This window comes from Pseudomonas sp. PS02288 (assembly GCF_029959715.1).
GTDB classification, from domain to species: Bacteria; Pseudomonadota; Gammaproteobacteria; order Pseudomonadales; family Pseudomonadaceae; genus Pseudomonas_O; species Pseudomonas_O kuykendallii.
The window spans coordinates 141,540-163,707 of the sequence record NZ_JASCPA010000002.1 but is presented as its reverse complement, the minus strand read 5'-3'; the positions used below and the strand labels follow the sequence as shown (position 1 = coordinate 163,707).

12 protein-coding genes and 1 pseudogene are annotated in these 22,168 nt (G+C 64.7%); 4 read left to right on the top strand and 9 right to left on the bottom strand.

The features are described from left to right. Nucleotides 1–28 precede the first annotated feature (28 nt). The 7 genes and pseudogenes from QMX85_RS02275 to nirB all read right to left on the bottom strand — a co-directional run bounded on the left by QMX85_RS02275 (nt 29) and on the right by nirB (nt 10,846). Nucleotides 29–1,111, bottom strand: coding sequence for an endonuclease NucS domain-containing protein (locus QMX85_RS02275; RefSeq protein WP_282338548.1), 1,083 nt, complete (start codon nt 1,109–1,111; stop codon nt 29–31). 17 nt (nt 1,112–1,128) lie between these two features. Further along, the gene (locus tag QMX85_RS02270) at nt 1,129–2,817 is read right to left on the bottom strand and encodes a restriction endonuclease subunit S (RefSeq protein ID WP_282338546.1); all 1,689 of its coding nucleotides are present in this window, start codon (nt 2,815–2,817) and stop codon (nt 1,129–1,131) included. Beyond that, nucleotides 2,814–3,785, bottom strand: a complete 972-nt coding sequence (gene rhuM / locus QMX85_RS02265; RefSeq protein WP_282338544.1) for a RhuM family protein — start codon at nt 3,783–3,785, stop codon at nt 2,814–2,816. Before rhuM ends, QMX85_RS02270 begins: the two co-directional genes overlap by 4 nt. A gap of 19 nt (nt 3,786–3,804) precedes the next feature. Then, nucleotides 3,805–5,271 carry a class I SAM-dependent DNA methyltransferase gene (locus QMX85_RS02260; RefSeq protein WP_282338543.1) on the bottom strand — a complete coding sequence of 489 codons (1,467 nt, stop codon included), beginning with the start codon at nt 5,269–5,271 and terminating at the stop codon, nt 3,805–3,807. A gap of 101 nt (nt 5,272–5,372) precedes the next feature. Continuing rightward, a pseudogene (locus QMX85_RS02255) lies at nt 5,373–7,737 on the bottom strand (DEAD/DEAH box helicase family protein). A gap of 176 nt (nt 7,738–7,913) precedes the next feature. Continuing rightward, nucleotides 7,914–8,288, bottom strand: a complete 375-nt coding sequence (gene nirD / locus QMX85_RS02250; RefSeq protein WP_282338542.1) for a nitrite reductase small subunit NirD — start codon at nt 8,286–8,288, stop codon at nt 7,914–7,916. After that, nucleotides 8,288–10,846, bottom strand: a complete 2,559-nt coding sequence (gene nirB / locus QMX85_RS02245; protein WP_282338541.1) for a nitrite reductase large subunit NirB — start codon at nt 10,844–10,846, stop codon at nt 8,288–8,290. Before nirB ends, nirD begins: the two co-directional genes overlap by 1 nt. A gap of 594 nt (nt 10,847–11,440) precedes the next feature. Here nirB and QMX85_RS02240 point away from each other — a divergent pair. Then, nucleotides 11,441–15,490 (top strand): bifunctional nitrate reductase/sulfite reductase flavoprotein subunit alpha, encoded by a 4,050-nt coding sequence (locus tag QMX85_RS02240; protein ID WP_282338540.1) that lies wholly within the window; start codon nt 11,441–11,443, stop codon nt 15,488–15,490. Here QMX85_RS02240 and lpxH read toward each other — a convergent pair whose 3' ends face one another. Both lpxH and QMX85_RS02230 read right to left on the bottom strand, forming a co-directional pair. Next, nucleotides 15,491–16,213: a UDP-2,3-diacylglucosamine diphosphatase gene (lpxH, locus tag QMX85_RS02235; protein WP_282338539.1), complete on the bottom strand. Its 723-nt coding sequence runs from the start codon at nt 16,211–16,213 to the stop codon at nt 15,491–15,493. 4 nt (nt 16,214–16,217) lie between these two features. After that, complete coding sequence (locus QMX85_RS02230; RefSeq protein ID WP_090230649.1) at nt 16,218–16,712, bottom strand: peptidylprolyl isomerase; 495 nt, start codon at nt 16,710–16,712, stop codon at nt 16,218–16,220. A 246-nt stretch (nt 16,713–16,958) separates the two neighbouring features. Here QMX85_RS02230 and QMX85_RS02225 point away from each other — a divergent pair, with 246 nt between their 5' ends. From QMX85_RS02225 to QMX85_RS02215, 3 genes are all read left to right on the top strand, one after another. Next, a complete protein-coding gene (locus tag QMX85_RS02225) occupies nt 16,959–18,629 on the top strand; it encodes a glutamine--tRNA ligase/YqeY domain fusion protein (protein WP_282338538.1) in 1,671 nt (556 codons plus the stop codon). Nucleotides 18,630–18,699: 70 nt separating this feature from the next. After that, a complete protein-coding gene (gene cysS / locus QMX85_RS02220; RefSeq protein ID WP_282338537.1) occupies nt 18,700–20,082 on the top strand; it encodes a cysteine--tRNA ligase in 1,383 nt (460 codons plus the stop codon). A 135-nt stretch (nt 20,083–20,217) separates the two neighbouring features. Beyond that, nucleotides 20,218–22,122 carry a DEAD/DEAH box helicase gene (locus QMX85_RS02215; protein ID WP_282338536.1) on the top strand — a complete coding sequence of 635 codons (1,905 nt, stop codon included), beginning with the start codon at nt 20,218–20,220 and terminating at the stop codon, nt 22,120–22,122. Nucleotides 22,123–22,168: the final 46 nt, after the last annotated feature.

Sequence of the window (22,168 nt, the reverse complement as noted above, 5' to 3'; positions counted from 1 at the left end):
TGGTGCATTGGCCGCGTCGGCGGTGTGATCAGACGACGCCGAAACGTTCCTTGAGCCGGTCCACCGTCCAGCGCCACTTGGGCGTGGTCGGGCGGCAGATGGTGTTCTGGTTACCGAACAGACCGACCTCTTTCACCGCGTGTTCCAGCGGCACGCTGTGCAGCCAGTCGACCGACACGAAGTACTCGCTGTGTTCGGGGTCGTCGATGAACTCGCTGTGGTAACTCGCGCCTTTTGCCAGCTCCAACACGGGAACTTCCCGACCCTGGTAATCGACAAGGAACTCCGCTGCCGGCGTCGCGTAACCGGTGACCCGCGCTACGCCCACATAGCCCTGCTGAGGCACGTTGACCCAAACCCGGTCGCCGGGTGCGAGCATCTTCAAGCTGTTGCTGTACCAGCTACCACCGCCGCCGCAGATGAAGCCCAGTTCCCTGGCGTCGCTCCAGGAGCGAGCCCCACCGTGGCCAAAGGAACAGTAGTACTCGCCATTCCAGGGTTCGCTCGGCGTGCCCGGCTTGCTGGCGCCGGCAGCCTGGGGGGCATCGACGGGGTCGAGCAGCCAGCTGCGACTGATCAGGGCCTGTTCACCCAGGTGGAATACCTGGAAGCACAGCACGTTGATGGCGATATCGCGCTCGCTCAGGTAGCCGACGATGCGCTCGCTGCTGGCATCCAGCTCGGCGGCGACGATGACGATCTGAAGGTTCTGATTCAGCGCCTCGGCCTCCAGCGGCGCGCCGAAGCGCGCCTGGAAGTCCGCCGCCAGGTCGGCGCCGGGCTTGAAGCGCTGGTAGATGGCCTCGATATCGTTGGCCTGCAGGCGCTCGACCCACACCGCATAGTCCAGCGCCTGCGCCACCACCTCACGCGGAGTGCGCTCGCGCTTGAGTTCGATCAGCACCAGCGAGGCATCCGGCGCGAGCGCCAGCAGGTCGATGCGCCCGCCCTGGCCGGTGCTTTCCTGCCGGCCGATCAGCAGCCAGTCCTCGGAGAGCAACGCCGGGGCGCTGACGATCATGTCTTCAAGAAACTGCTCGCTGGCCAGAACGGCGGTTTTCAGCGGCGCCGGCTGCGCGCCGACCGTCCAGATTTGCGTGCGAATGGGCATCCCTGCACTCCTGTTGGTTAGGCCACGGCCTGCTCGACCAGGGCACAGGCTAGTTGCTCATGCACCTGGCGGGCCTGGTTAAGGCGGGCTTTGAGTTGGTCGCAGAGCGACATTAGCTGATCGACCTTGGCGACGATGCGGTGTTGTTCCAGGAGAGGAGGCACGGCAATTGGCAGGCTAAGGATCTGCTCGCGCGAAACGTTCTTCATGGAGCTGCTAGTGCCTCCTGCTACCCGGGCATAGTACTGGCGAGCATGTGTGGCACTGTTTACTAAGTTTAAATAATGGGCATCACAAAGTTTTGTCAGCCTCAGTCGTACGATCTTGTCACTTAGCATCAAACGGCTCGGTGTCGAATCCACCACGACACTACGTGCTACGAGCTCCGCAGTGTTGGCGCGGGAAACTAGGAAATCGCCTTCTGCAACCTCATGCTCGGGTCGGGCTTCCAAACTCACTGGAAGCGCCTTGTTTTCCTCGGGGCGGTAAACACCCCATGAGACGGCACTGACTTTCAGAACCCCCCAGTCGTTTCTTTCCCTTGGCCTCGGTTCGCAACTAGGACTCCAACCAGCACCACTTTCAATCACCTGCTCACCCAAGCGGCTCCACTCCCACCCCGGTGCTAGCTCAAACAGCTTCTCTTCCTCAGTGATCTCTGCAAGCTGCTTCTGCTTTCTGATTTTGCCTTCTGCAATCAAAGTCGCCTTTTCCTCGGCAATCCGCCTCAGTAACTCACTGGCCGGCTCATCGCTCGGATCTTGCGGCACCAGTTTGCCCATCACCGCCAGTTGCAGCAGGGTTTGCTTGAGGGCGTAGATGCTGGATTCGGTGGTGAACAGGGTGTGGAAGTGTTCGGCCAGGCGCTGCCAGCTTTGTGCAAAGTCCTCGGCATCGCGGGCCTGGGTCAGGCTGTCCAGCAGCGCCTGCACCAGTTGAGCGTGTGCGCTATCGGCATTGGTCTGCCGGGCTTCCAGCCGATCGCACAGGGCCATCAGTTCATCGACTTTAGCGACGATGCGGTGTTGTTCGGCAAGCGGAGGTACAGGGACTGCCAGTTTTTCCATTTTCTCTTTGGTCATGTGAACCATGGAAACGCCATGCCCCGCGGCTTTGATCTCTTGCGTTTGCTCCAGCAGGAAGTTGTAAAGGTAATGCTTGCTGAGCTGACCTTGAGCGTAAAAGTCGAGCTTCCAGATGTGATAGTGATAAATCGAGCGTTCACCCTGCCATATGAAGGGGCCAAAGGAGGCAGACCATGCAAATAGCAGATCGCCAGGGTTGCAGTACTTATCCTCTTCAAGAGTTAGATTTGAGTAGTACCAATTATTGGATGTGAACAAGTTACCAACACGAAGAACGGGCGTTCCAGCGTCGAGCAGCTCTTCTTTTTTGTAGGCCCGACCATTAAGGACGTTCACAACATCAGATAGCCGAGCCCATGCCCATCCTGCTGGAAGCTCAAATGTTGGAGCCTCGTCATCTCTTCCAGTCAGCGGCTTCTGCTTCTTGATCTTCCCCTCAGCGACCAACCGCGCCTTTTCCTCGGCAATGCGCTTGAGCAACTCACTAGCCGGCTCATCATTCGGATCCTGCGGCACCAGCTTGCCGCGCACCGCCAGTTCCAGAATCAGCTCACGCAGTTTCTTGATGCCATTGGGCGCGCCGGCCAGCAGTGGCAGGTTAACGGTAAGCAAAGCGGTCATGGGCGGGGTTCCGGGGCGAGCATGTTCATGATCAGGCGAATCAGGGTGTCTTTCTGTGCCGGGGCGGACTCGGCGACCAGCAGGGTGAGGGCGGCCAGGCCGGTGTCGTTGATCAGCGGGTGCCCCTGGGCGTCGAGCAGGCGACCGTTACGGTGCAGGAAGTCAACGAACAGGTAGGCGCCGCTGCGCTTGTTGCCGTCGGCGAAGGGGTGGTTCTTGACCACGAAATACAGCAGGTGCGCGGCGCGGCTTTCCAGGCTGGGGTAGGCCGGCTCGCCGAACACGCTCTGCTCCAGGTTGCCGAGCAGGGCGCCAAGACCGTCGCCGCGTTCGCGGGCGAACAGGTCGCTGGCTTCGCCGCGGGCCATCAACTGGGCTTTCAGGCTCTGCAGGTGCTGGCGCGCGCGAGCCAGGCTGGGCAATTCGCCGCCGGGGCTGCCGGCGGGTTCGCTGAGCAGGCCTTCGTCATAACGCTGTAGCCAGAGAAAGGTCTGGGTGTAGCGGCTGACGATTTCCACCAGCCCACGGCCACCCTCGCTATCCAGCTCGGGCGCGCGTGCCGTCTTGCGCACCAGCTCCAGTGCCGCTTCCAGCTCGCGGGCGTTGGCCTCGAAACGTTCGCGGTTGAGGCTGTAGCCTTGGGTCAGGTGTTGCTTGAGTACCTGATTGGCCCATTGCCTGAAGCGTGTACCCTCGCGCGATTTGACCCGGTAGCCCAGCGAGATGATCACGTCGAGGTTGTAAAAGGCCACAGGCTTGTCGGAACCGGCAATGTGCAGATTTTGCACATTGCTTTCACGCTCCAGCTCCCCCTCGGCGAAAACGTTGCGAATATGCCGTCCGATCACCGTACGGTCACGACCAAACAGCTCGGCCAGTTGTTCCTGTTTCAGCCAGACACTGTCGTGCTCGACGGTGACGGCAATCTGGCCGTTGGCGCTTTCATAGATCGCAATTTCGCTGTTCATGCTCGTGCCCCCCAGGAGCTCACTGGCGTTCCAGCGCTTCGGCCAGCACGGCCTTGAGCTGGTCACGCAGCTCGCCGATCTCACCTTGCAGGGCGGCATAGTTACGCAGCAGCTCATCCGGGTCGTGGCTGATCTGCTCACCGACGTGCGGGTTCTTGCAGTCCAGGTTCCAGTTGCGCGCCTTGATCTCGTCCAGGCTGACCTTCCAGGCGAATTCGTTCTCCACTCGCGCGGCAAAGCCGTCGGCCTCGCTGCCCCACCAGGCTTCCTCCATGGCGAATTCTTCGATGCGCATGGGGCGGGTCTTGGAGTAGTTCTTTACCCCGGCCGGGTACGGGTGCTCGTAGAACCACACCTGTTTGGTCGGCGTGCCCTTGGTGAAGAACAGCAGGTTGGTCTTGATTCCGGTGTAGGGGTTGAACACGCCGTTGGGCAGGCGAACGATGCTGTGCAGGTTGCATTCGGTGAGCAGCTTTTCCTTGATGCGGCTCTTGATGCCTTCGCCGAACAGAAAGCCATCCGGCAGCACCACGGCGGCGCGGCCGCCGTCCTTGAGTAGGTGCATGATCAACACCAGAAACAGGTCGGCGGTTTCGCGGGTGCGGAAGGCGGCGGGGAAGTTGCTTTCGATGCCGTCTTCTTCCATGCCGCCGAACGGCGGGTTGGCGACGATGCAGTCGACGCGCTCGCCTGGTCCCCAACTGATCAGCGGGCGCGCCAGGGTGTTGTCGTGCCTGATCTGGCTGGGCACCTCGATGCCGTGCAGGATCATATTGGTGGTGGCCAGCAGGTGCGGCAGCGGCTTTTTCTCCACACCGAAGATGCTGGCTTGCAGCACGCGCTCGTCCTCGGCGGTGTTCGCGTAGCGATTGCGCTTGTGATCGATGGCACAGGTAAGAAAGCCGCCGGTGCCGCAGGCCGGGTCCATGACCTTCTCGTGCAGCTTGGGGTCGACCATGCGCACCATGAATTCGGTGACCGGGCGCGGGGTGTAGAACTCGCCGGCGTTGCCGGCGTTCTGCAGATCGCGCAGCAGTTGCTCGTAAAGGTTGCCGAACTCGTGTCGCTCCCGCGCCTTGTTGAAGTCCACGCCCTCCTGAATCTTGTTGATCACCTGGCGGATGAGCTGGCCGGACTTCATGTAGTTGTAGGCATCCTCGAACACACCGCGCACCACATAGGCCGCCGGGGTGGTGCTGTATTCGTGGAGGTTCTGCAGTTGCGGGAAGAGGTTGTTGTCGATGAACTGCTTGAGCTCCTCACCGGTGATGCCTTCCGGGTTGGCCGCCCAGGTACGCCAGCGGCAGCTCTCGGGGATTGGCGAGCGGTAGTTATCGTCCATCAGCTCCCATTCCAGCTCGCGGTCATCGAAGATCTTGAGGAACAGCATCCACACGAGCTGGCCGATGCGCTGGGCGTCGCCGTCGACGCCGACGTCCTTGCGCATGATGTCCTGGATGGATTTGATGGTTGAGCTGATGGACATGACGATTTCTCGAGAGGTGCTGCAAAAGCGGGGGATTGTAATGAGATTGGGCGTTGCTGGGTTACGCCGCTGCGCGGCTAACCCAGCCTACAAGGGTATGGCTAGCCTGCGTAAAGCTCGGCTTCCAGCTCGTGCAGAGCCTTGTCGTAACCGGCACGGTCACCAAACGCCCCGACCAGCTCCATGGGTGCGCCGATCTGGCTGAACGGCGCGAGGCGAAGAATGCGGATGTCCTCGATATGCTCGATGCCGGTATCGGCGTACTTGTCGAGCAGGGCCTCCAGCACCTGGCGGGCGGCGCCGGAGTATCTGGCGAAGTAGTTGCGCTTCTTCACCTGCTCGGCGCGCTCCTTGCGGGTCAGCGGAGGCTGGTCGAAGGCGACGTGGCAGATCAGGTCGAAGGGGTCGAGCGCCTGGCCGCGCTTGGCCTCGACTTCTTCGGCCAGCGCTTCCCACATCACGCCCTGGGCGGCGAGTTCGTCGATGATGGCCTTCTTCTGTTCGGCACTGCTCCACAGGCGCAGGAAGTCATCGAGCGAGGCGAACTGTTTCTGCACGCAGGTGCGGGTGTAGTCCCGCAGCGATTCGGTGATCAGCTTGCCGTCCGGCCCGTAGTACTGCACGCGTTCGGCGAGGACGTAGATCGGCACGCCGTCGATCACGTACTTGATGCGCTTCTTGGCCTCTTCGCCGCCGTCGGCTTCGTTTTCTTCGGGCAGCCAGTCGCCACCGTCGACGATGCCGTCTTCTTCATCCAGTGGGCTGTCCGGCGGAACGGGGGACGCATCCCCTTCAGGGCTGTAGATCACCACGGGCTCGCCGTCGAAGGCCGGGTCGGCGAACAGTTCGGTGGCTTTCTTGAAGTCCATGATGGTGAACCAGTACTTGCCGTAATCCTCGTTGATACGCGTGCCACGGCCGATGATCTGCTTGAACTCGGTCATGGACTTGATGTGCTGGTCGAGCACGATTAGCTTGCAGGTCTGGGCGTCCACCCCGGTGGTCAGCAGCTTGCTGGTGGTGGCGATGACCGGGTAGCGCAGTTCGGGGTCGATGAAGTTGTACAGCTCGGCCTTGCCCTCCTGGTCATCGCCGGTGATGCGCATGACGTACTTGCGGTTCTCGGCGATGCGCTCGGGATTGAGGTTGACCAGAGCCTGGCGCATGCGCTCGGCGTGGTCGATGTCGTCGCAGAAGATGATGGTCTTCTGGTACGGGTCGGTGGCCTTGAGGAACTCGCTGACCTTCGCCGCCACCGTCCAGGTGCGCGCTTCGATGACCAGTTGGCGATCCATGTCCTTGAGGTCGTAGATGCGGTCTTCGATCAGTTCGCCGTTCTTGTCGCGCATGCCCTTGGGCGGGCGCCAGCCTTGCAGATCCTTGTCGAAGTCGATGCGCACCACCTTGTAAGGGGCGAGAAAGCCATCTTCGATGCCTTGTTTGAGGCTGTAGCTGTACACCGGCTCGCCGAAGTAGGTGCTGCTGGAAACCTCTTTGGTTTCCTTGGGTGTGGCAGTCAGGCCGATATGGGTGGCGCTGGAAAAGTAGTCGAGGATCTCGCGCCAGGCCGAGTCCGCGGCGGCGCTGCCGCGATGGCATTCGTCGATGATGATGAGGTCGAAGAAGTCGCGGGAAAACTGCTTGTAGATGTTCTTGTCTTCTTCGGCGCCGGTGACGGCCTGGTACAGCGACAGGTATATCTCGTAGGACTTGTCGATCTGCCGCTTGGCGATCTTGGTCATCGCCGGGCCGAAGGGTTTGAAGTCCTTGGTCTTGGTCTGGTCGACCAGGATGTTGCGGTCGGCAAGGAACAGAATGCGTTTCTTCTGCCCGGACTTCCACAGACGCCAGATGATCTGGAAGGCGGTGTAGGTCTTTCCGGTGCCGGTTGCCATCACCAGCAGGATGCGATCCTGCCCACGGGCCACCGCTTCGACGGTACGGTTAATGGCGTTCATCTGGTAATAGCGGGGTGTGCCCGGAACCGTCGTCGTAGTACGGTGCCTCGACTTTCTGCCTGGCCGGGGCATCCAGGCCCTTCCACTGGCAATAGCGCTGCCAGAGCTGGTCGGGGCTGGGGAACTGGTCGAGGCTCAGCGCGGTTTCCACCTGGCTGCCGGTGCCGCTGCGGTCATGGAAGAGAAAGCCATCGCCGTTGCTGGAAAATACGAAGGGCACGTCCAGCGCTTCGGCATAGCCAAGCGCCTGCTGCATGCCGGCGCCCAGCGAATGCTTGTTGTCCTTGGCCTCGATCACGGCGATGGGCAGGTTGGGGCGGTGATAGAGGATGTAGTCGGCACGTCGGGACTCGCCTCGGCTGTGCAGCTTGCCCCGTACGATGATCCGGCCCTTGGTGAAGCCGACCTCTTCACGCACTTGTTTGTGCATATCCCAGCCGGCCTGCTGAATGGCTGGCGATATGTATTTGCTGCAGATGTCTCGTTCGGAGAGCGACTTCTTATCCATGCTTCCTGCTTCCCTGTGGCGCGCCCGCGACTTTACCAGACAATTGCCGGGTTAATGGGCACGCCGCCGGGAGGCAAGCTCAAGGGCAAAAAGCGGTCGCACCGCGGGCCGGCTTTTTGCGTGGATAGCGCAGGAGGGTAGCGCCGTGCCAGGTCGGGCTACGGATGCCGTCATCCTCACTCCCCGTCGAACACCTCCACCTTGCCGTCGCGCAAGCGCACCGGCCAGGCGCGCAGGCGTTGGTCTGGATACTCCACGCAACTGCCGTCTTCCAGGCGGAAGTGCTGCTTGTACAGCGGCGAGGCGATGACCAGTTCGCCACCGAGCTGGCCGACGATGCCGCGGCCAATCACGTTGGCGGAGGATTTCGGGTCGCGGTTGTCGAGGGCATAGAGCGGCCGGTCGGCCTGCTGCGGCAGGTAGAACAGCGCGATCTGCCGACCCTCGAGCAGCACCACCACGCCGGACTCGGCGACCAGGTCGCGCTCGCCGCAGACCTCCCGCCAGTGGTTGCCGCCCATCGCCGCGGGCGTTTCTCTCGAAGTGTTCATCAGACGTTCTCCACGGTCAGGGGAATCAGTTCGGGTTCGTTGGCGCCTGCCGGGCGGCGCTGGCCGCGCTCCTTGACGAAGCGGATGTCGGGGTCGCCGCCGCGGTCGTTGACGAAGGTGCGGAAGCGCTTGAGCTTGTCCGGGTCGGCGAGGGCGTTCGCCCATTCGCATTCGTAACGGTCCACCACCAGTTGCATCTGCGCCTCCAGTTCGCCGGCCAGGCTCAGGCTGTCGTCGATGACCACGGCCTTGAGGTAGTCGAGCCCGCCCTCCAGCGATTCGCGCCAGACCGAGGTGCGCTGCAGCTTGTCGGCGGTGCGGATGTAGAACATCAGCAGGCGATCGATGGTGCGGATCAGGGTTTCGTCGTCGAGGTCGGTGGCGAACAACTCGGCATGTCGCGGACGCATGCCGCCGTTGCCGCAGACGTAAAGGTTCCAGCCGTGTTCGGTGGCGATCACGCCGATGTCCTTGCTCTGCGCCTCGGCGCACTCGCGGGTGCAACCGGACACCGCGAACTTGAGCTTGTGCGGCGAACGCAGCCCCTTGTAGCGGTGCTCGATGCGCAGCGCCATCTTCACGCTGTCCTGCACGCCGTAGCGGCACCAGGTGCTGCCGACGCAGGACTTCACTGTGCGCGTGGATTTGCCGTAGGCGTGGCCGGTCTCGAAGCCGGCGGCGATCAGTTCGCCCCAGATGTCCGGCAGTTCATGCAGCTGCGCGCCGAACAGGTCGATGCGCTGGCCGCCGGTGATCTTGGTGTAGAGGTCGTATTTCTTAGCCACCGCGCCGATGGCGATCAGCCCGTCCGGGGTGATCTCGCCGCCCGGAATGCGCGGCACCACCGAATAGGTGCCGTTCTTCTGCATGTTGGCCATGAAGGTGTCGTTGGTGTCCTGCAACGGCACGAGAGAAGGCTCCATGATCGGCCGATTCCAGCAAGAGGCGAGGATCGAGCCCACCACCGGCTTGCAGATGTCGCAGCCGACTTCGCCCTTACCGTGGCGGGCGAGCAGCGTGTCGAAATTCTCGATGCCCTCCACGCGGACGATGCCGTAGAGCTCCTGGCGGGTGAAGGCGAAGTGCTCGCAGAGGCTCTTGTCGACGGTTACGCCGCGGGTGCTCAGTTCGTGCTCGAAGACCTGCTTGAGCAGGGCGCTGCAGCCGCCGCAACCGGTGCCGGCCTTGGTCGCGGCCTTGAGTTCGGCGAGGTCGGTGATGCCGTCATCTACCTGGCAGCACACCGCGCCCTTGCTGACGTTGTGGCAGGAGCAAATAGTCGCTGTCGCGGGGAGCGCGTCGACGCCCAGTGCCGGCGCGGACTCGCCGCGCGGCAGGATCAGGCTGGCCGGGTCGCCGGGCAGGGCGATGCCGTTCTGCGCGTATTGCAGAAGGGTGTCGTAGTAGCTGTTGTCGCCGACCAGCACCGCACCGAGTACCTGCTTGCCGTCGGCGGAAACCACCAGGCGGCGGTAGCTGGCGGTGGCTTCGTCGATGTAGCGGTAGCTGCGCGAGCCGGCGCTGGCGCCGTGGGCGTCGCCAATGGAGCCGACGTCCACGCCGAGCAGCTTGAGCTTGGTCGACATGTCGGCACCGAGGAAGGGCTCGCACGGCTGCCCGCAGAGTTCGGCGGCGGCCTTGCGCGCCATCCGGTAGCCCGGCGCGACCAGGCCGAAGACGCTGCCGTTCCAGGCGGCGCATTCGCCGATGGCGTAGATATCGGCGTCGCTGCTGCGGCAGTGCTCGTCGACGGCGATGCCGCCGCGCGGTCCGAGTTCCAGTCCGCACTGGCGGGCGAGGGCGTCCTGCGGGCGGATACCGGCGGAGAACACGATCAGATCGGTTTCCAGGAACTCGCCCTCTGCGAAGTTCATCCGGTAGCGGTACTGCTCGCCGGCGGTGATCGACTGGGTAGCGCGCGACAGGTGCACGCCGACGCCCAGCGCCTCGATGCGCGCCTTCAGCGCCGCGCCGCCATGCTCGTCCAGCTGCACCGGCATCAGGCGCGGGGCGAACTCCACGACATGAGCTTCCAGGTCGAGGGATTTCAGCGCGTTGGCCGCTTCCAGGCCGAGCAGGCCACCGCCAACCACCACGCCACGGCGCGCCTGGCTGGCGGCGGCACGAATGCTGTCCAGATCGTCGAGGGTGCGGTAGACCAGGCGCGAATTGCCCTCGGCGCCCTCGATGGGCGGCACGAACGGGTAGGAGCCGGTGGCCAGCACCAGCTTGTCGTAGGGGAAGCAGGCGTTGGCGGTGATTACTTCGCGGCGCTGGCGGTCGATCTCCAGCACCGGCGTTCCCAGATGCAGCGTCAGGCCCGGCTGCTGGTAGAACGCCGCGTCGCTCATGGCCAGCGACTCGGCATCGCGACCGCCGAAGTATTCGGACAGGTGCACGCGGTCGTAGGCGCGCTGGCCTTCCTCGCCGAACACATGGATGCGGTAGCGCTGCAGGGCACCCATGGCGACCAGTTGCTCGACGCAGTGGTGGCCGACCATGCCGTTGCCGATGACGATCAGCGTTTGCACAGGATTGAAGGAGGTGGCTGAGTTCATGGGTTACCCCGACCGATACGGTTTTCTGGAGGCAAAAAAAAGCGCCCGGGACCTTTCGGTCCGCGGGCGCCTTTGCCTGTTCTTCACATGAATTGTGGTGCCGTTCGCCAGGCTGCCTGGCGGAGCGTTGCGGTCTTCGACGGCACGCTGCGGCGAATGCACCGATGCAGCGGCCATGCCAGAACGGCGTTCGAGGCCGTGTTCCGTGCCACGAAAAAACCTCCAGGCCAGGAACGGCACGCCCTTGCGTCCGCTCGAGCGGCGCGGCCAGCGACCTTCCGATGCGACGAGCCCGGTTGGTGAATCTGCCCCAATGACGGGCCGCGCCGTCGACCGTGCCTCGTTGTGGGGCCGCGGCGCGGTGCGCAGCGCGATCGCCGAAGTACCTGCCGGCGGGCGCCGAACTCAATGAAACCGCCGTCTGCGAGCGCATCGTCGACCCGATGGCAAACCTGGCGTGTGCCTTGCACCGTCCTCGCTGCGCGTGATCAAAAACGATTGCGCACCCTTACGACAAAGGCGCCGTGCCGCTCCCGTTGAAAACGGAAGAGCGATACGGCGCCTTTTTTTGTTTCTGTGATTCGAGGTCCGGGTATGGCGAGCAACACGGTCAGGAGTGTGTGTCCTTATTGCGGCGTGGGCTGCGGCATCCTCATGCAGGTGGAGGACAACCGCGTACTCAAGGTCAGCGGCGACAGGCAGCATCCGAGCAACTTCGGCCGTCTGTGCACCAAGGGCACCACCTGCGCGCAGCCGATCACCGCGCCCGGCCGCCTGCAGCATGCCTACCTGCGCAGCGAGCGCCCGCAGCAGCCGGCGCAGGTTGGCCTGGAGGAGGCCATCCAGGCAGCCGCGTCGCGCCTGCGCGGCATTCTCGATAGCCATGGCCCCGACGCGCTGGCGCTGTATGTCTCCGGGCAGATGTCGCTGGAGGCGCAGTACCTGGCCAACAAGCTGGCCAAGGGCTTCTGGCGCACCAACAACATCGAGTCCAACTCGCGGCTGTGCATGGCCAGCGCCGGCAGCGGCTACAAGCTGTCGCTGGGTTCGGATGCGCCGCCCGGTTCCTACGAGGACTTCGAGCATGCCGACCTGTTCTTCGTGATCGGCGCGAATATGGCGGACTGTCACCCAATCCTGTTCCTGCGCCTGCTCGACCGGCGCAAGGCCGGGGCCCGGCTGATCGTCGTCGATCCGCGGCGCAGCCCCACGGCGGACAAGGCCGACCTGTTCCTGCAGATCCGTCCCGGCACCGATCTGGCGCTGCTCAATGGCCTGCTGCACCTGCTGTGGAAGAACGGCCAGTGCGATGAAGGCTTCATCGCCGCGTTCACGGAAGGCTGGGAGGCGCTGCCGGCGTTTCTCGAACACTACACGCCGGCGCACGTCGCCACGCTGACAGGGCTGGCCGAGGCGGACATCCGCCAGGCGGCGCAGTGGATCGGCGAAGCCGGCGAATGGATGAGCCTGTGGACCATGGGCCTGAACCAGAGCACCCACGGCACCTGGCACACCAATGCGCTGTGCAACCTGCACCTGGCCACCGGCGCCCTCTGCCGGCCGGGCAGCGGGCCGTTTTCCCTCACCGGGCAACCCAACGCCATGGGTGGACGGGAGATGGGCTACATGGGGCCCGGCCTGCCGGGACAACGCTCGGTGCTGATCGAGGAAGACCGCGCGTTCGTCGAGGACGCCTGGGGCGTGCCGCGCGGCACCCTGCGCGACGAGACCGGCGGCGGCACCGTGGCGCTGTTCGAGGACATGCGCGCTGGCAAGGTGAAGGCCTGCTGGATCATCTGCACCAATCCGGTGGCCAGCGTCGCCAACCGCGAGACGGTGATCGCGGGCTTGCAGGCCGCCGAACTGGTAATCGTCCAGGACGCCTTTCTCGACGGCGAAACCAACCGCTACGCCGACATCCTTCTGCCCGGCGCGCTCTGGGCCGAGGCCGACGGCGTGATGATCAACTCCGAGCGCACCCTCAGCCTGGCGCCACGGGCCGTCGAGCCCCCTGGCGAGGCTATCGCGGACTGGCAGTTGATCGCCCGCGTGGCATGCGCCATGGGCTACGCCGAGGCGTTCAGCTACGCCTCCGCCAGCGAGGTGTTCGAGGAGATCAGGCGCTTCCACAATCCGGCGACCGGCTACGACATTCGCGGCGTCAGCCACGCCAGCCTCGGCCAGGCGCCGCAGCAATGGCCGTGCTCGCCGGAAGGCGGGCATGAGCGCCATCCGCGGCGCTACCTGAACGACGGCATCAGCCAGCGCCTGCACCGGCGCGAGGACGGCAGCCTGCCCCGGCTGGCGTTTGCCACGCCGAGCGGCAAGGCGCGGTTCTTCGCAAGGCCGTACATGAGCCCCGCGGAAATGCCCGACGACGATTTTCCCATCGTGCTCAACACCGGGCGCGTGCAGCACCAGTGGCACACGCTGACCAAGACCGGTAAGGTCGCCACCTTGAACAAGCTCAACCCCGGCCCTTTCGTGGAAATCCACCCCGAGGACGCCGGGCGGCTGGGCGTGGCTGAGGGGGATCGCTTGCAGATCCGTTCTCGGCGCGGTGCGGCGGTGCTGCCGGTGGTGGTCAGCGAGCGCGTGCTGCCCGGCAACTGCTTCGCGCCGTTCCATTGGAACGACGCGCAGGGTGAGGGGCTGGCAATCAATGCCGTGACCAGCAGCGCCGTTGACCCGATTTCCTTGCAGCCCGAATTCAAGTTCAGCGCCGTGGCGCTGAGCAAGGTCGAGCTGATCGAACACCGATTTCTCGGCACCCCGACGCCGCAGAGCGAGGTGACGGCGCCGGTGGAAGCCTTCGCCGCGCGGCTCGGCGACGCCAGCTACGCGCCGCCGGTGCTCACTGAAAGCGAGCGGATTTACCTGTCCGGCTTCATCAGCGGCCTGCGCTCCGCCGAGGGTGTCGGCGTGCCGAGCCTGCCGGCCCAGGCGCCGTTGGCGGTCGATACGCGCCTTTGGCTGGACGGCATGCTCGCCGGCCTGTTCAGTCGCCATTCGCCGGCTCCCGCCAGGCAGGCTCCGGCGCTGCCGCAGGTCACGCTGCTCTGGGCCTCGCAGACCGGCAACGCGGAAGCACTGGCCGAACGCTTTGCCGCGCGCCTGGGCGAGGCCGGGCTGGGCGTGGCGTCGCACTGCATGAGTGACTTCCCGGCCCAGCGACTGGCGGAAACCAGCACGGTGCTGATGCTCAGCAGCACCTTCGGCGACGGCGATGCCCCGGACAACGGGCAGCGCTTCTGGGAAGGCCTGCGCGCCGCATCGGCGAGCCTGGAAAACCTGCGGTATGCGGTGCTGGCGCTGGGCGACTCCAGCTACGAACGGTTCTGCCAGCACGGCAGGAACCTCGACCGCCGCCTGGCCGAACTCGGCGCCACGCCGCTGCGCGCTTGCCTGACCTGCGACAGCGATTTCGATGAGGCCGCCGGCGCCTGGCTGGAAGAACTGCTGCCCATGCTGCACGGCGGCGCGGCGGCGATGCCTTCGGCTGGCGGCGCCTCCGTTGTCGCCAGGCCCGAACCGGCAGAGGCGATCAGCAAGGAGCGCCCGCTGGGTGCCGAGCTGCTGGTCAACCTGAAGCTCAACGGCGAAGGCTCCGGCAAGGAAACCCGCCTGTTCGCGCTCGGTCTGGGCGAGTCGGGCTTGGGTTACCAGGCCGGCGATGCGCTCGGCGTATGGCCGAAGAACTGCCCGGCGCTGGTCGAGGAAGTGCTTTCCCTGGCTAAGCTGGACGGCGAGCAACTCGTGAATGTCGCGCGGGTCGGCGATTTACCGCTGCGCGAGGCGTTGAGCAGTCATTTCGAGATCGCCAGGCCGAGCCAGGAAGCCCTGGCGCTGATCGCCGAGCGCAGCCACAGCGACGAACTGAAGGCGCTGCTGGGCGATCGCCGGGCCGATCTGGGCGGCTGGCTATGGAACCGGCAACTGGCCGACGTGCTGCAGGCGTTTCCCGCCCGCTACGCCGCCGAGGAGTTGCTCGGCAGCCTGAAACGGCTGCAGCCGCGGCTGTATTCCATCGCTTCCAGCCCCAAGGCGCACCCCGACGAAGTCCACCTGACCGTATCGACCGTGCGCTACGGCAAGCGCAAGGGCGTGGCGTCGACCTTCCTCGCTGACCGCGCGCAGGGCGGCGAAGTCCCGGTGTTCGTGCAGCGCTCGAAGCATTTCCGGCCGCCGGCCGATGGCGATGCGCCGATGGTGATGATCGGTCCCGGCACCGGCGTAGCGCCGTTCCGCGCCTTTCTCCAGGAGCGGCGGATGCGCGGTGATAAGGGGCGCAACTGGCTGTTCTTCGGTGAACAGCACGAGGCATCGGACTTCTACTACCGCGACGAACTGCAGGAGATGCAGCGCGATGGCCTTCTCACGCGCCTGAGCCTGGCGTTTTCCCGTGACCAGGCGCGGAAGATCTACGTGCAGGAACGCATCCGCGAGAACGGCGCGGAGCTGTGGCGCTGGCTGGAGGAGGGCGCGAGCCTGTACCTGTGTGGCGATGCCAGCCGCATGGCCAGGGATGTCGACGCCGCCCTGCGCGAGGTGGCGCGCGATCACGGCGGGTTGGACGAAGAGCGTGCCGCGGCATTCATCCGAGGCCTGGCGGAGCAGAAGCGCTACCTGCGCGACGTCTACTGATCAGCCGAGCGGGAAGGCGTCGAGGCGATAGCCTTCGGCGTCGATCTGCAGCGCCCAGCCCTGGGCATCCCAGTCGCCGAGCACGATGCGTTCGGCCGGCTGGCCGTCGACCTGCAGTGGATGCCGTGAGGGGCGATGGGTGTGGCCGTGGATCAGCCGCTGCACGCCATGTTCGTGCATCAGCCGGAGCACCTCATCCGGGGTGACGTCGACGATGTCCGCGGCTTTCTGCCGGGTCTGCATGCGGCTTTCCTTGCGCAGCTTGCGACCGAGCCTGTGCCGGGTGGCCAGCGTCAGATTGCGCAGAATGAGCAGCACCAGCGGGTTGCGCAGCCAGCGGCGCAGGCGCATGTAGGCGACGTCGCGGGTGCACAGGCTGTCGCCGTGCATCAGCAGCACGCGCTCGCCCTGCAGCTCGACCACGCTCGGGTCGGCGAGCAACGTGCAGCCGGCTTCGCGACAGAAGGCCTTGCCGATCATGAAGTCGCGATTGCCGTGCATCAGGTAGATATGCGTGCCGCCGTCGCTCAGCTGGCGCAGGGCTCCGGCAATCCGGTGCTGGAAGGGGGTCATGGCGTCGTCGCCGATCCAGGCCTCGAAGAAGTCGCCGAGGATGTACAGCGCATCGGCGTGTGCGGCGCGATCCTGCAGGAAAAACAGAAACGCCCGGGTGATGTCCGGGCGTTGTTCTTCGAGGTGCAGATCGGAGATCAGCAGGATCAAGGGATCACTCGACGATTTCGGCTTTCTCGATGATCACGTCGTCCACCGGGACGTCCTGGTGACCGGACTTCATGGTGGTGGACACGCCCTTGATCTTCTCGACCACGTCCATGCCTTCGGCGACTTCACCGAACACCGCGTAACCCCAGCCCTGAACGGTCGGCGCGCTGTGGTCGAGGAAGGTGTTGTCGGCAACGTTGATAAAGAACTGCGCGGAGGCCGAGTGCGGCTCCATGGTGCGTGCCATGGCTACGGTGCCGGTCTTGTTGGAGAGACCGTTGTTGGCTTCGTTCTTGATGGTGGCGCGGGTGGCCTTCTGCTTCATGCCCGGCTCGAAACCGCCGCCCTGGATCATGAAGTTGCCGATGACACGGTGGAACACGGTGTTGTCGTAGTGACCGGCCTTCACGTATTCCTTGAAGTTGGCCACGGTTTCCGGGGCCTTGTCTTCGAACAGGTTCAGCGTGATGACGCCGTGGTTGGTGTGCAACTTGATCATGGGAATTCACTCTTGTCTGGCAAAGGACGGGGCGTTGAATTCGGGTGGGCCGAAGGCGGAGCGGGGCGGCAGCGGCCCTTCGATCCACTATCAACGAGCACGTCCGCTTTGCGGCTGTCAGGGGGTTGACGGGTTCGCTATCATACGGGCTTTGATTTGGCCGGCCTACCCTGCGCGGCGCACCCGAAGAGGCCGTTGACGTTCCATCGCGATGAAACGTCAACGGACCATAAGATCAAGGACCCTATGAGCAAGCCAGAGACTCCCACCGCCAGCAACTTTCTCCGCCCGATTGTTCAGGCCGACCTCGACGCCGGCAAGCACGCGAAGATCATCACGCGCTTTCCCCCGGAGCCCAACGGTTACCTGCACATCGGCCACGCCAAGTCGATCTGCCTGAACTTCGGCCTGGCCAAGGAGTTCGGCGGCGACTGCCACCTGCGTTTCGATGACACCAACCCGGCCAAGGAAGACCAGGAATACATCGACGCCATCGAAAGCGACGTGAAGTGGCTGGGCTTCGAATGGTCCGGCGAGGTGCGCTACGCCTCCAACTATTTCGATCAGTTGCACGCCTGGGCGATCCAGCTGATCGAGGCCGGCAAGGCCTACGTCGACGACCTGTCTCCGGAGGAAGCGCGCGAGTACCGCGGCACGCTGACCGAAGCGGGTCGCAACAGCCCGTTCCGCGACCGCTCGGTGGCCGAGAACCTGGATTTGTTCGCGCGCATGAAGGCCGGCGAATTCCCCGATGGCGCACGTGCGCTGCGGGCGAAGATCGACATGGCCTCGCCGAACATGAACCTGCGCGACCCGATCCTCTACCGTATTCGCCATGCGCATCATCACCAGACCGGTGACAAGTGGTGCATCTACCCGAGCTACGACTTCACCCATGGTCAGTCGGATGCCATCGAGGGCGTGACCCACTCGATCTGCACCCTGGAATTCGAAGATCACCGTCCGCTGTACGAGTGGTTCCTGGTCAACCTGCCGGTGCCCGCACAGCCGCGCCAGTACGAGTTCGCCCGGCTCAACCTGAACTACACCATCACCAGCAAGCGCAAGCTCAAGCAGCTGGTGGACGAGAAGCACGTCCAGGGCTGGGACGACCCGCGCATGTCGACGCTCTCGGGTTTCCGCCGCCGTGGCTACACGCCGGCCTCGATCCGCACCTTCTGCGACATGATCGGCGTCAACCGCGCCGGTGGCGTGGTCGACATCGGCATGCTCGAGTTCGCCATCCGTGAGGACCTGGACGCCAACGCCGCGCGCGCCATGTGCGTGCTCAAACCGCTGAAGGTGGTGATCACCAACTATCCCGAAGGCCAGGTGGAGAACCTCGAGCTGGCGCGCCATCCGAAGCAGGACATGGGCGTGCGCGTGCTGCCGTTCGGCCGCGAGATCTACATCGACGCCAGCGACTTCGAGGAAGTCCCGCCGGCCGGCTACAAGCGCCTGATTCCCGGTGGCGAAGTGCGCCTGCGCGGCAGCTACGTGATCCGCGCCGACGAGGCAATCAAGGACGCCGACGGCAACATCGTCGAGCTGCGCTGCTCCTACGACGAAAACACCCTGGGCAAGAACCCCGAGGGCCGCAAGGTCAAAGGCGTGATCCACTGGGTGCCGGCCGCCGAGAGCGTCGAGTGCGAAGTGCGCCTGTACGACCGCCTGTTCCGCTCCGCCAACCCGGAGAAGGCCGAGGAGGGCGCCAGCTTCCTCGACAACATCAACCCGGAGTCGCTGGTGGTGCTCACCGGTTGTCGCGCCGAGCCGTCGCTGGCCCGGGCCGAGCCGGAAGAGCGCTTCCAGTTCGAGCGCGAAGGCTACTTCTGCGCCGACCTCAAGGACTCGCGCCCCGGCCAGCCGGTGTTCAACCGCACGGTGACGCTGCGCGATTCCTGGGGCCAGGGCTGATCTTTCTGTAACACGTCGTCGAACTCGAAACGGGCCACGCGATGTGGCCCGTTTTTTCAGGACATGGACCATGCTTTCGATCTACAACACCCTGAGCAAGACCAAGGAACCCTTCAAGCCGCTGCTGGGCAACCAGGTGCGCATGTATGTCTGCGGGATGACCGTGTACGACTTCTGCCACATCGGCCACGCCCGTGTGATGGTGGCCTTCGACGTGATTGCCCGCTGGCTGCGCCATTCCGGCTACGAGCTGAACTACGTGCGCAACATCACCGACATCGACGACAAGATCATCCGTCGCGCGCAGGAGAACGGCGAATCCTTCGAGGCGCTGACCGAGCGCATGATCGCCGCGATGCACGAGGACGAGGCCCGCCTCGCTGTGCTGCGTCCCGATCAGGAGCCCCGTGCCACCGGCCACATCGCCGGTATGCACGCGATGATCCAGACCCTGATCGACAAGGGTTTTGCCTACGCGCCGGGCAACGGCGACGTCTATTACCGGGTCGGCAAGTTCGTCGGCTACGGCAAGCTGTCGCGCAAGAAGATCGAGGACCTGCGCGTCGGCGCGCGTATCGAGGTCGACGAATCCAAGCAGGACCCGCTGGATTTCGTCCTCTGGAAAGGCGCCAAGCCGGGCGAGCCGAGCTGGGAATCGCCGTGGGGCGCCGGTCGGCCCGGCTGGCATATCGAGTGCTCGGTGATGTCGACCTGCTGCCTGGGCGAGACCTTCGACATCCACGGCGGCGGCCCGGACCTGGTGTTCCCGCACCACGAGAACGAGATCGCGCAGAGCGAGGCGGCCACCGGCAAGCTCTACGCGGCATCCTGGATGCACGCCGGTGCGGTGCGCGTGGACGGCGAGAAGATGTCCAAGTCGCTGGGCAACTTCTTCACCATCCGCGAGGTGCTGGAGAAGTACCACCCGGAGGTAGTGCGATACCTGCTGGTTTCCAGCCATTACCGCAGCCCGATCAACTATTCCGAAGACAGCCTGAAGGAAGCCAGGGGCGCGCTGGAGCGCTTCTATCACGCGCTCAAGGGCCTGCCGCAGGCTGAGCCGGCCGGCGGCGAGGCATTCGTCGAGCGTTTCGCCACGGCGATGAACGACGATTTCAACTCGCCGGAAGCCTGCGCGGTGCTGTTCGACATGGTGCGCGAGGTCAACCGCCTGCGTGACACCGACCTGCCGGCCGCCGCCGGGCTGGCCGCGCGGCTGAAAGAGCTGGCGAAGGTGCTGGGTGTATTGCAGCTGGAGGCGGACGCCTTCCTGCAGGCTGGCGCCGAGGGCAAGGTCGATGCCGCCGAGGTCGAGGCGCTGATCGCCGCGCGCCTGCGCGCGCGTGCCGACAAGAACTGGGCCGAATCGGACCGCATCCGCGACCAGCTCGGCGCCATGGGCGTGGTCCTGGAGGATGGCAAGGGCGGCACCACCTGGCGTCTGGCTGAATAACCGAAGCGACCTCGGAAAGGGCCGCTCAGCGGCCTTTTTCATTTTCGATGGTGCCATGCCGGCCGATGGCCCCTTCGATCCGCGCCGGGGCTTACCCTTGGCCGATATGCCACACGAAGCGGTTGGAACTACCGAATGCTGTCTGCCGTAAAACGCTACAAACTGGTGATTTCCAGCGCGCTGGCGCGCTATTTTCCCCGTACCACCGCCTACCTCAATGCCGAGCCTGTCGCTGCTCCGGTGGCGCAGAAGCGTGCCGCGCGAAAGAACAGCGCAACGACCAGGAAGCGCAGCGCCGGCAAGACCGCTGGCGGCAAACCCGCGCCCGCCGGGATCTATTCCGCCAGCCCTATGCCCCTTGAGGCCGCTCAGGTCGCCGCGATGCGCGAACGGGTGAGCCAGGCCGTCAGCGCCGGTGTGATCAGCGCTCCGTCGGACGAGCAGTGGGCGATGATCCTCTCGCGTGGGGCAGCGACGCGTGTATTCGCCGGCGCCGGCTCGGGGAAATCCACGACGCTGGTGCTGCGCGTGGTGTTCATGCTTTGCCACCTGCGCATCGACCCGGGCAGCCTCACGGTTATTTCCTTCACCAGCGCGTCCTGCGCGCAACTGCGCGAGCAACTCGGCCGCGTCCTGGCGTTCTGGGAGTTTCCCTTCGACGCCGCCCTGGCGCGCAGGTGCGTGCGGACCTTTCATTCGGCGATGGCCGTGCTGGCGCGCGAACACCTGGGTGCGCCCTGCTGGTTCGAGCAACTGGCCGAGCGCGGCGCCGACGCCGAGCCGGACAACCCGCTGACCGCCTCGCGCCTGAAGCCTGCGCAGACCGCCTTGCTCCGGCAGGCCTACCAGCGCTGCTACACCGAGCAGCTCGCGTTCCGTGACGCCGTGCATCGGCTCCTGGGCATGCCTGAACCCAGGCCTGGCGAGCCCATGAAGGCACCTCTGGACGCCTATCAACTGGCCGGCGAGTTCTCCGCCGCGCCGCTGTTCGAGGTTTTCTACCAGCAGGCCGGGTTCATCCAGAGCATTGGCGTCCTTATCGACCGGTTGGAGCCGAAGACGCTGGCGTGCCCGGCCGCAGAGCGCCTGTTCATTGAAGCGCTGGTGATGTTCTGGCGAACCTTCGCCAGCGAGTTGAGCGAACGTGGGTTGATGACGTTCGATGGCGCCTTCCAGGCGCTCACCGACAGGTTGCCGACGCTTCCTCCGGATGGCGCGTTGGAACCGCTGCGGCATCTGCTGATCGACGAATTCCAGGATATTTCGCCGCAAATCGTGCAGTGGCTACAGGCGGTACACCGACGCCTGGCGGGCGAGGGCGGCGCCGTCAGCCTGATGGCGATCGGCGACGACTGGCAATCCATCTACGGCTGGCGCGGCAGTTCTCCGGAGCTGTTCATGGACTTCGATCGCCACTTCCCCAGCCGCGGGCGCTCGCGCAAGAGCACGCTGTTGCTGCTGGAAACCAACTACCGCTCCATCGAACCGGTGATCCGCGACGGCGAGGCGGTGCTCGCCGGGGTCGAGGTGAAGCAGGCCAAGCTCAGCCGCGCCTTCAGGCACGAGCAGCCGGGCGATCACGGCGTGCGGCTGGAGCGCGGCTTCGATATCAGGCGACACCTGCCAAGGCTGATGCGGGAGATCACGGCCCAGTGCGAGCACGCCCTCGGCCGACCCGGTGCGGAGCGCAACGCCGTGCTGGTCCTCAGTCGGCGCAACGAGCCTCTGCGGGCAATTCAGGCCGAGCTGGACGAACGATTGCCGGTGAAGACCTACACGATCCACCGCGCCAAGGGGCTGCAGGCCGAAGTGGCGATCATCCTCGACGACGGTGCCAGCGTCCCGGCGCACCCGCTGCGTAATGCGCTCTACCGGCACTCCGGCTTCTTCCGCAACAGCTACGACCAGGCGATGCAGGATGAGAGCCTGCGCCTGGCCTACGTGGCGATAACCCGTGGCGTGAGCCGGGTGATCTGGTTCACCGACAAGCCCAGGGGCGCGGCGCGGCTGCTGGAGCAGCGAACGACTGGTCGGAAATGAAGAAGGGCACCCAAGGGTGCCCTTCGTTCCGTTGCGGCGTCGCGAA

What these genes read in the sequence shown, in the direction of transcription:
- QMX85_RS02275 (WP_282338548.1), bottom strand. Translation starts at nt 1,111, where the DNA reads ATGCCCATTCGCACGCAAATCTGGACGGTCGGCGCGCAGCCGGCGCCG.
- QMX85_RS02270 (WP_282338546.1), bottom strand. Translation starts at nt 2,817, where the DNA reads ATGACCGCTTTGCTTACCGTTAACCTGCCACTGCTGGCCGGCGCGCCC.
- rhuM (WP_282338544.1), bottom strand. Translation starts at nt 3,785, where the DNA reads ATGAACAGCGAAATTGCGATCTATGAAAGCGCCAACGGCCAGATTGCC.
- QMX85_RS02260 (WP_282338543.1), bottom strand. Translation starts at nt 5,271, where the DNA reads ATGTCCATCAGCTCAACCATCAAATCCATCCAGGACATCATGCGCAAG.
- nirD (WP_282338542.1), bottom strand. Translation starts at nt 8,288, where the DNA reads ATGAACACTTCGAGAGAAACGCCCGCGGCGATGGGCGGCAACCACTGG.
- nirB (WP_282338541.1), bottom strand. Translation starts at nt 10,846, where the DNA reads ATGAACTCAGCCACCTCCTTCAATCCTGTGCAAACGCTGATCGTCATC.
- QMX85_RS02240 (WP_282338540.1), top strand. Translation starts at nt 11,441, where the DNA reads ATGGCGAGCAACACGGTCAGGAGTGTGTGTCCTTATTGCGGCGTGGGC.
- QMX85_RS02230 (WP_090230649.1), bottom strand. Translation starts at nt 16,712, where the DNA reads ATGATCAAGTTGCACACCAACCACGGCGTCATCACGCTGAACCTGTTC.
- QMX85_RS02225 (WP_282338538.1), top strand. Translation starts at nt 16,959, where the DNA reads ATGAGCAAGCCAGAGACTCCCACCGCCAGCAACTTTCTCCGCCCGATT.
- cysS (WP_282338537.1), top strand. Translation starts at nt 18,700, where the DNA reads ATGCTTTCGATCTACAACACCCTGAGCAAGACCAAGGAACCCTTCAAG.
- QMX85_RS02215 (WP_282338536.1), top strand. Translation starts at nt 20,218, where the DNA reads ATGCTGTCTGCCGTAAAACGCTACAAACTGGTGATTTCCAGCGCGCTG.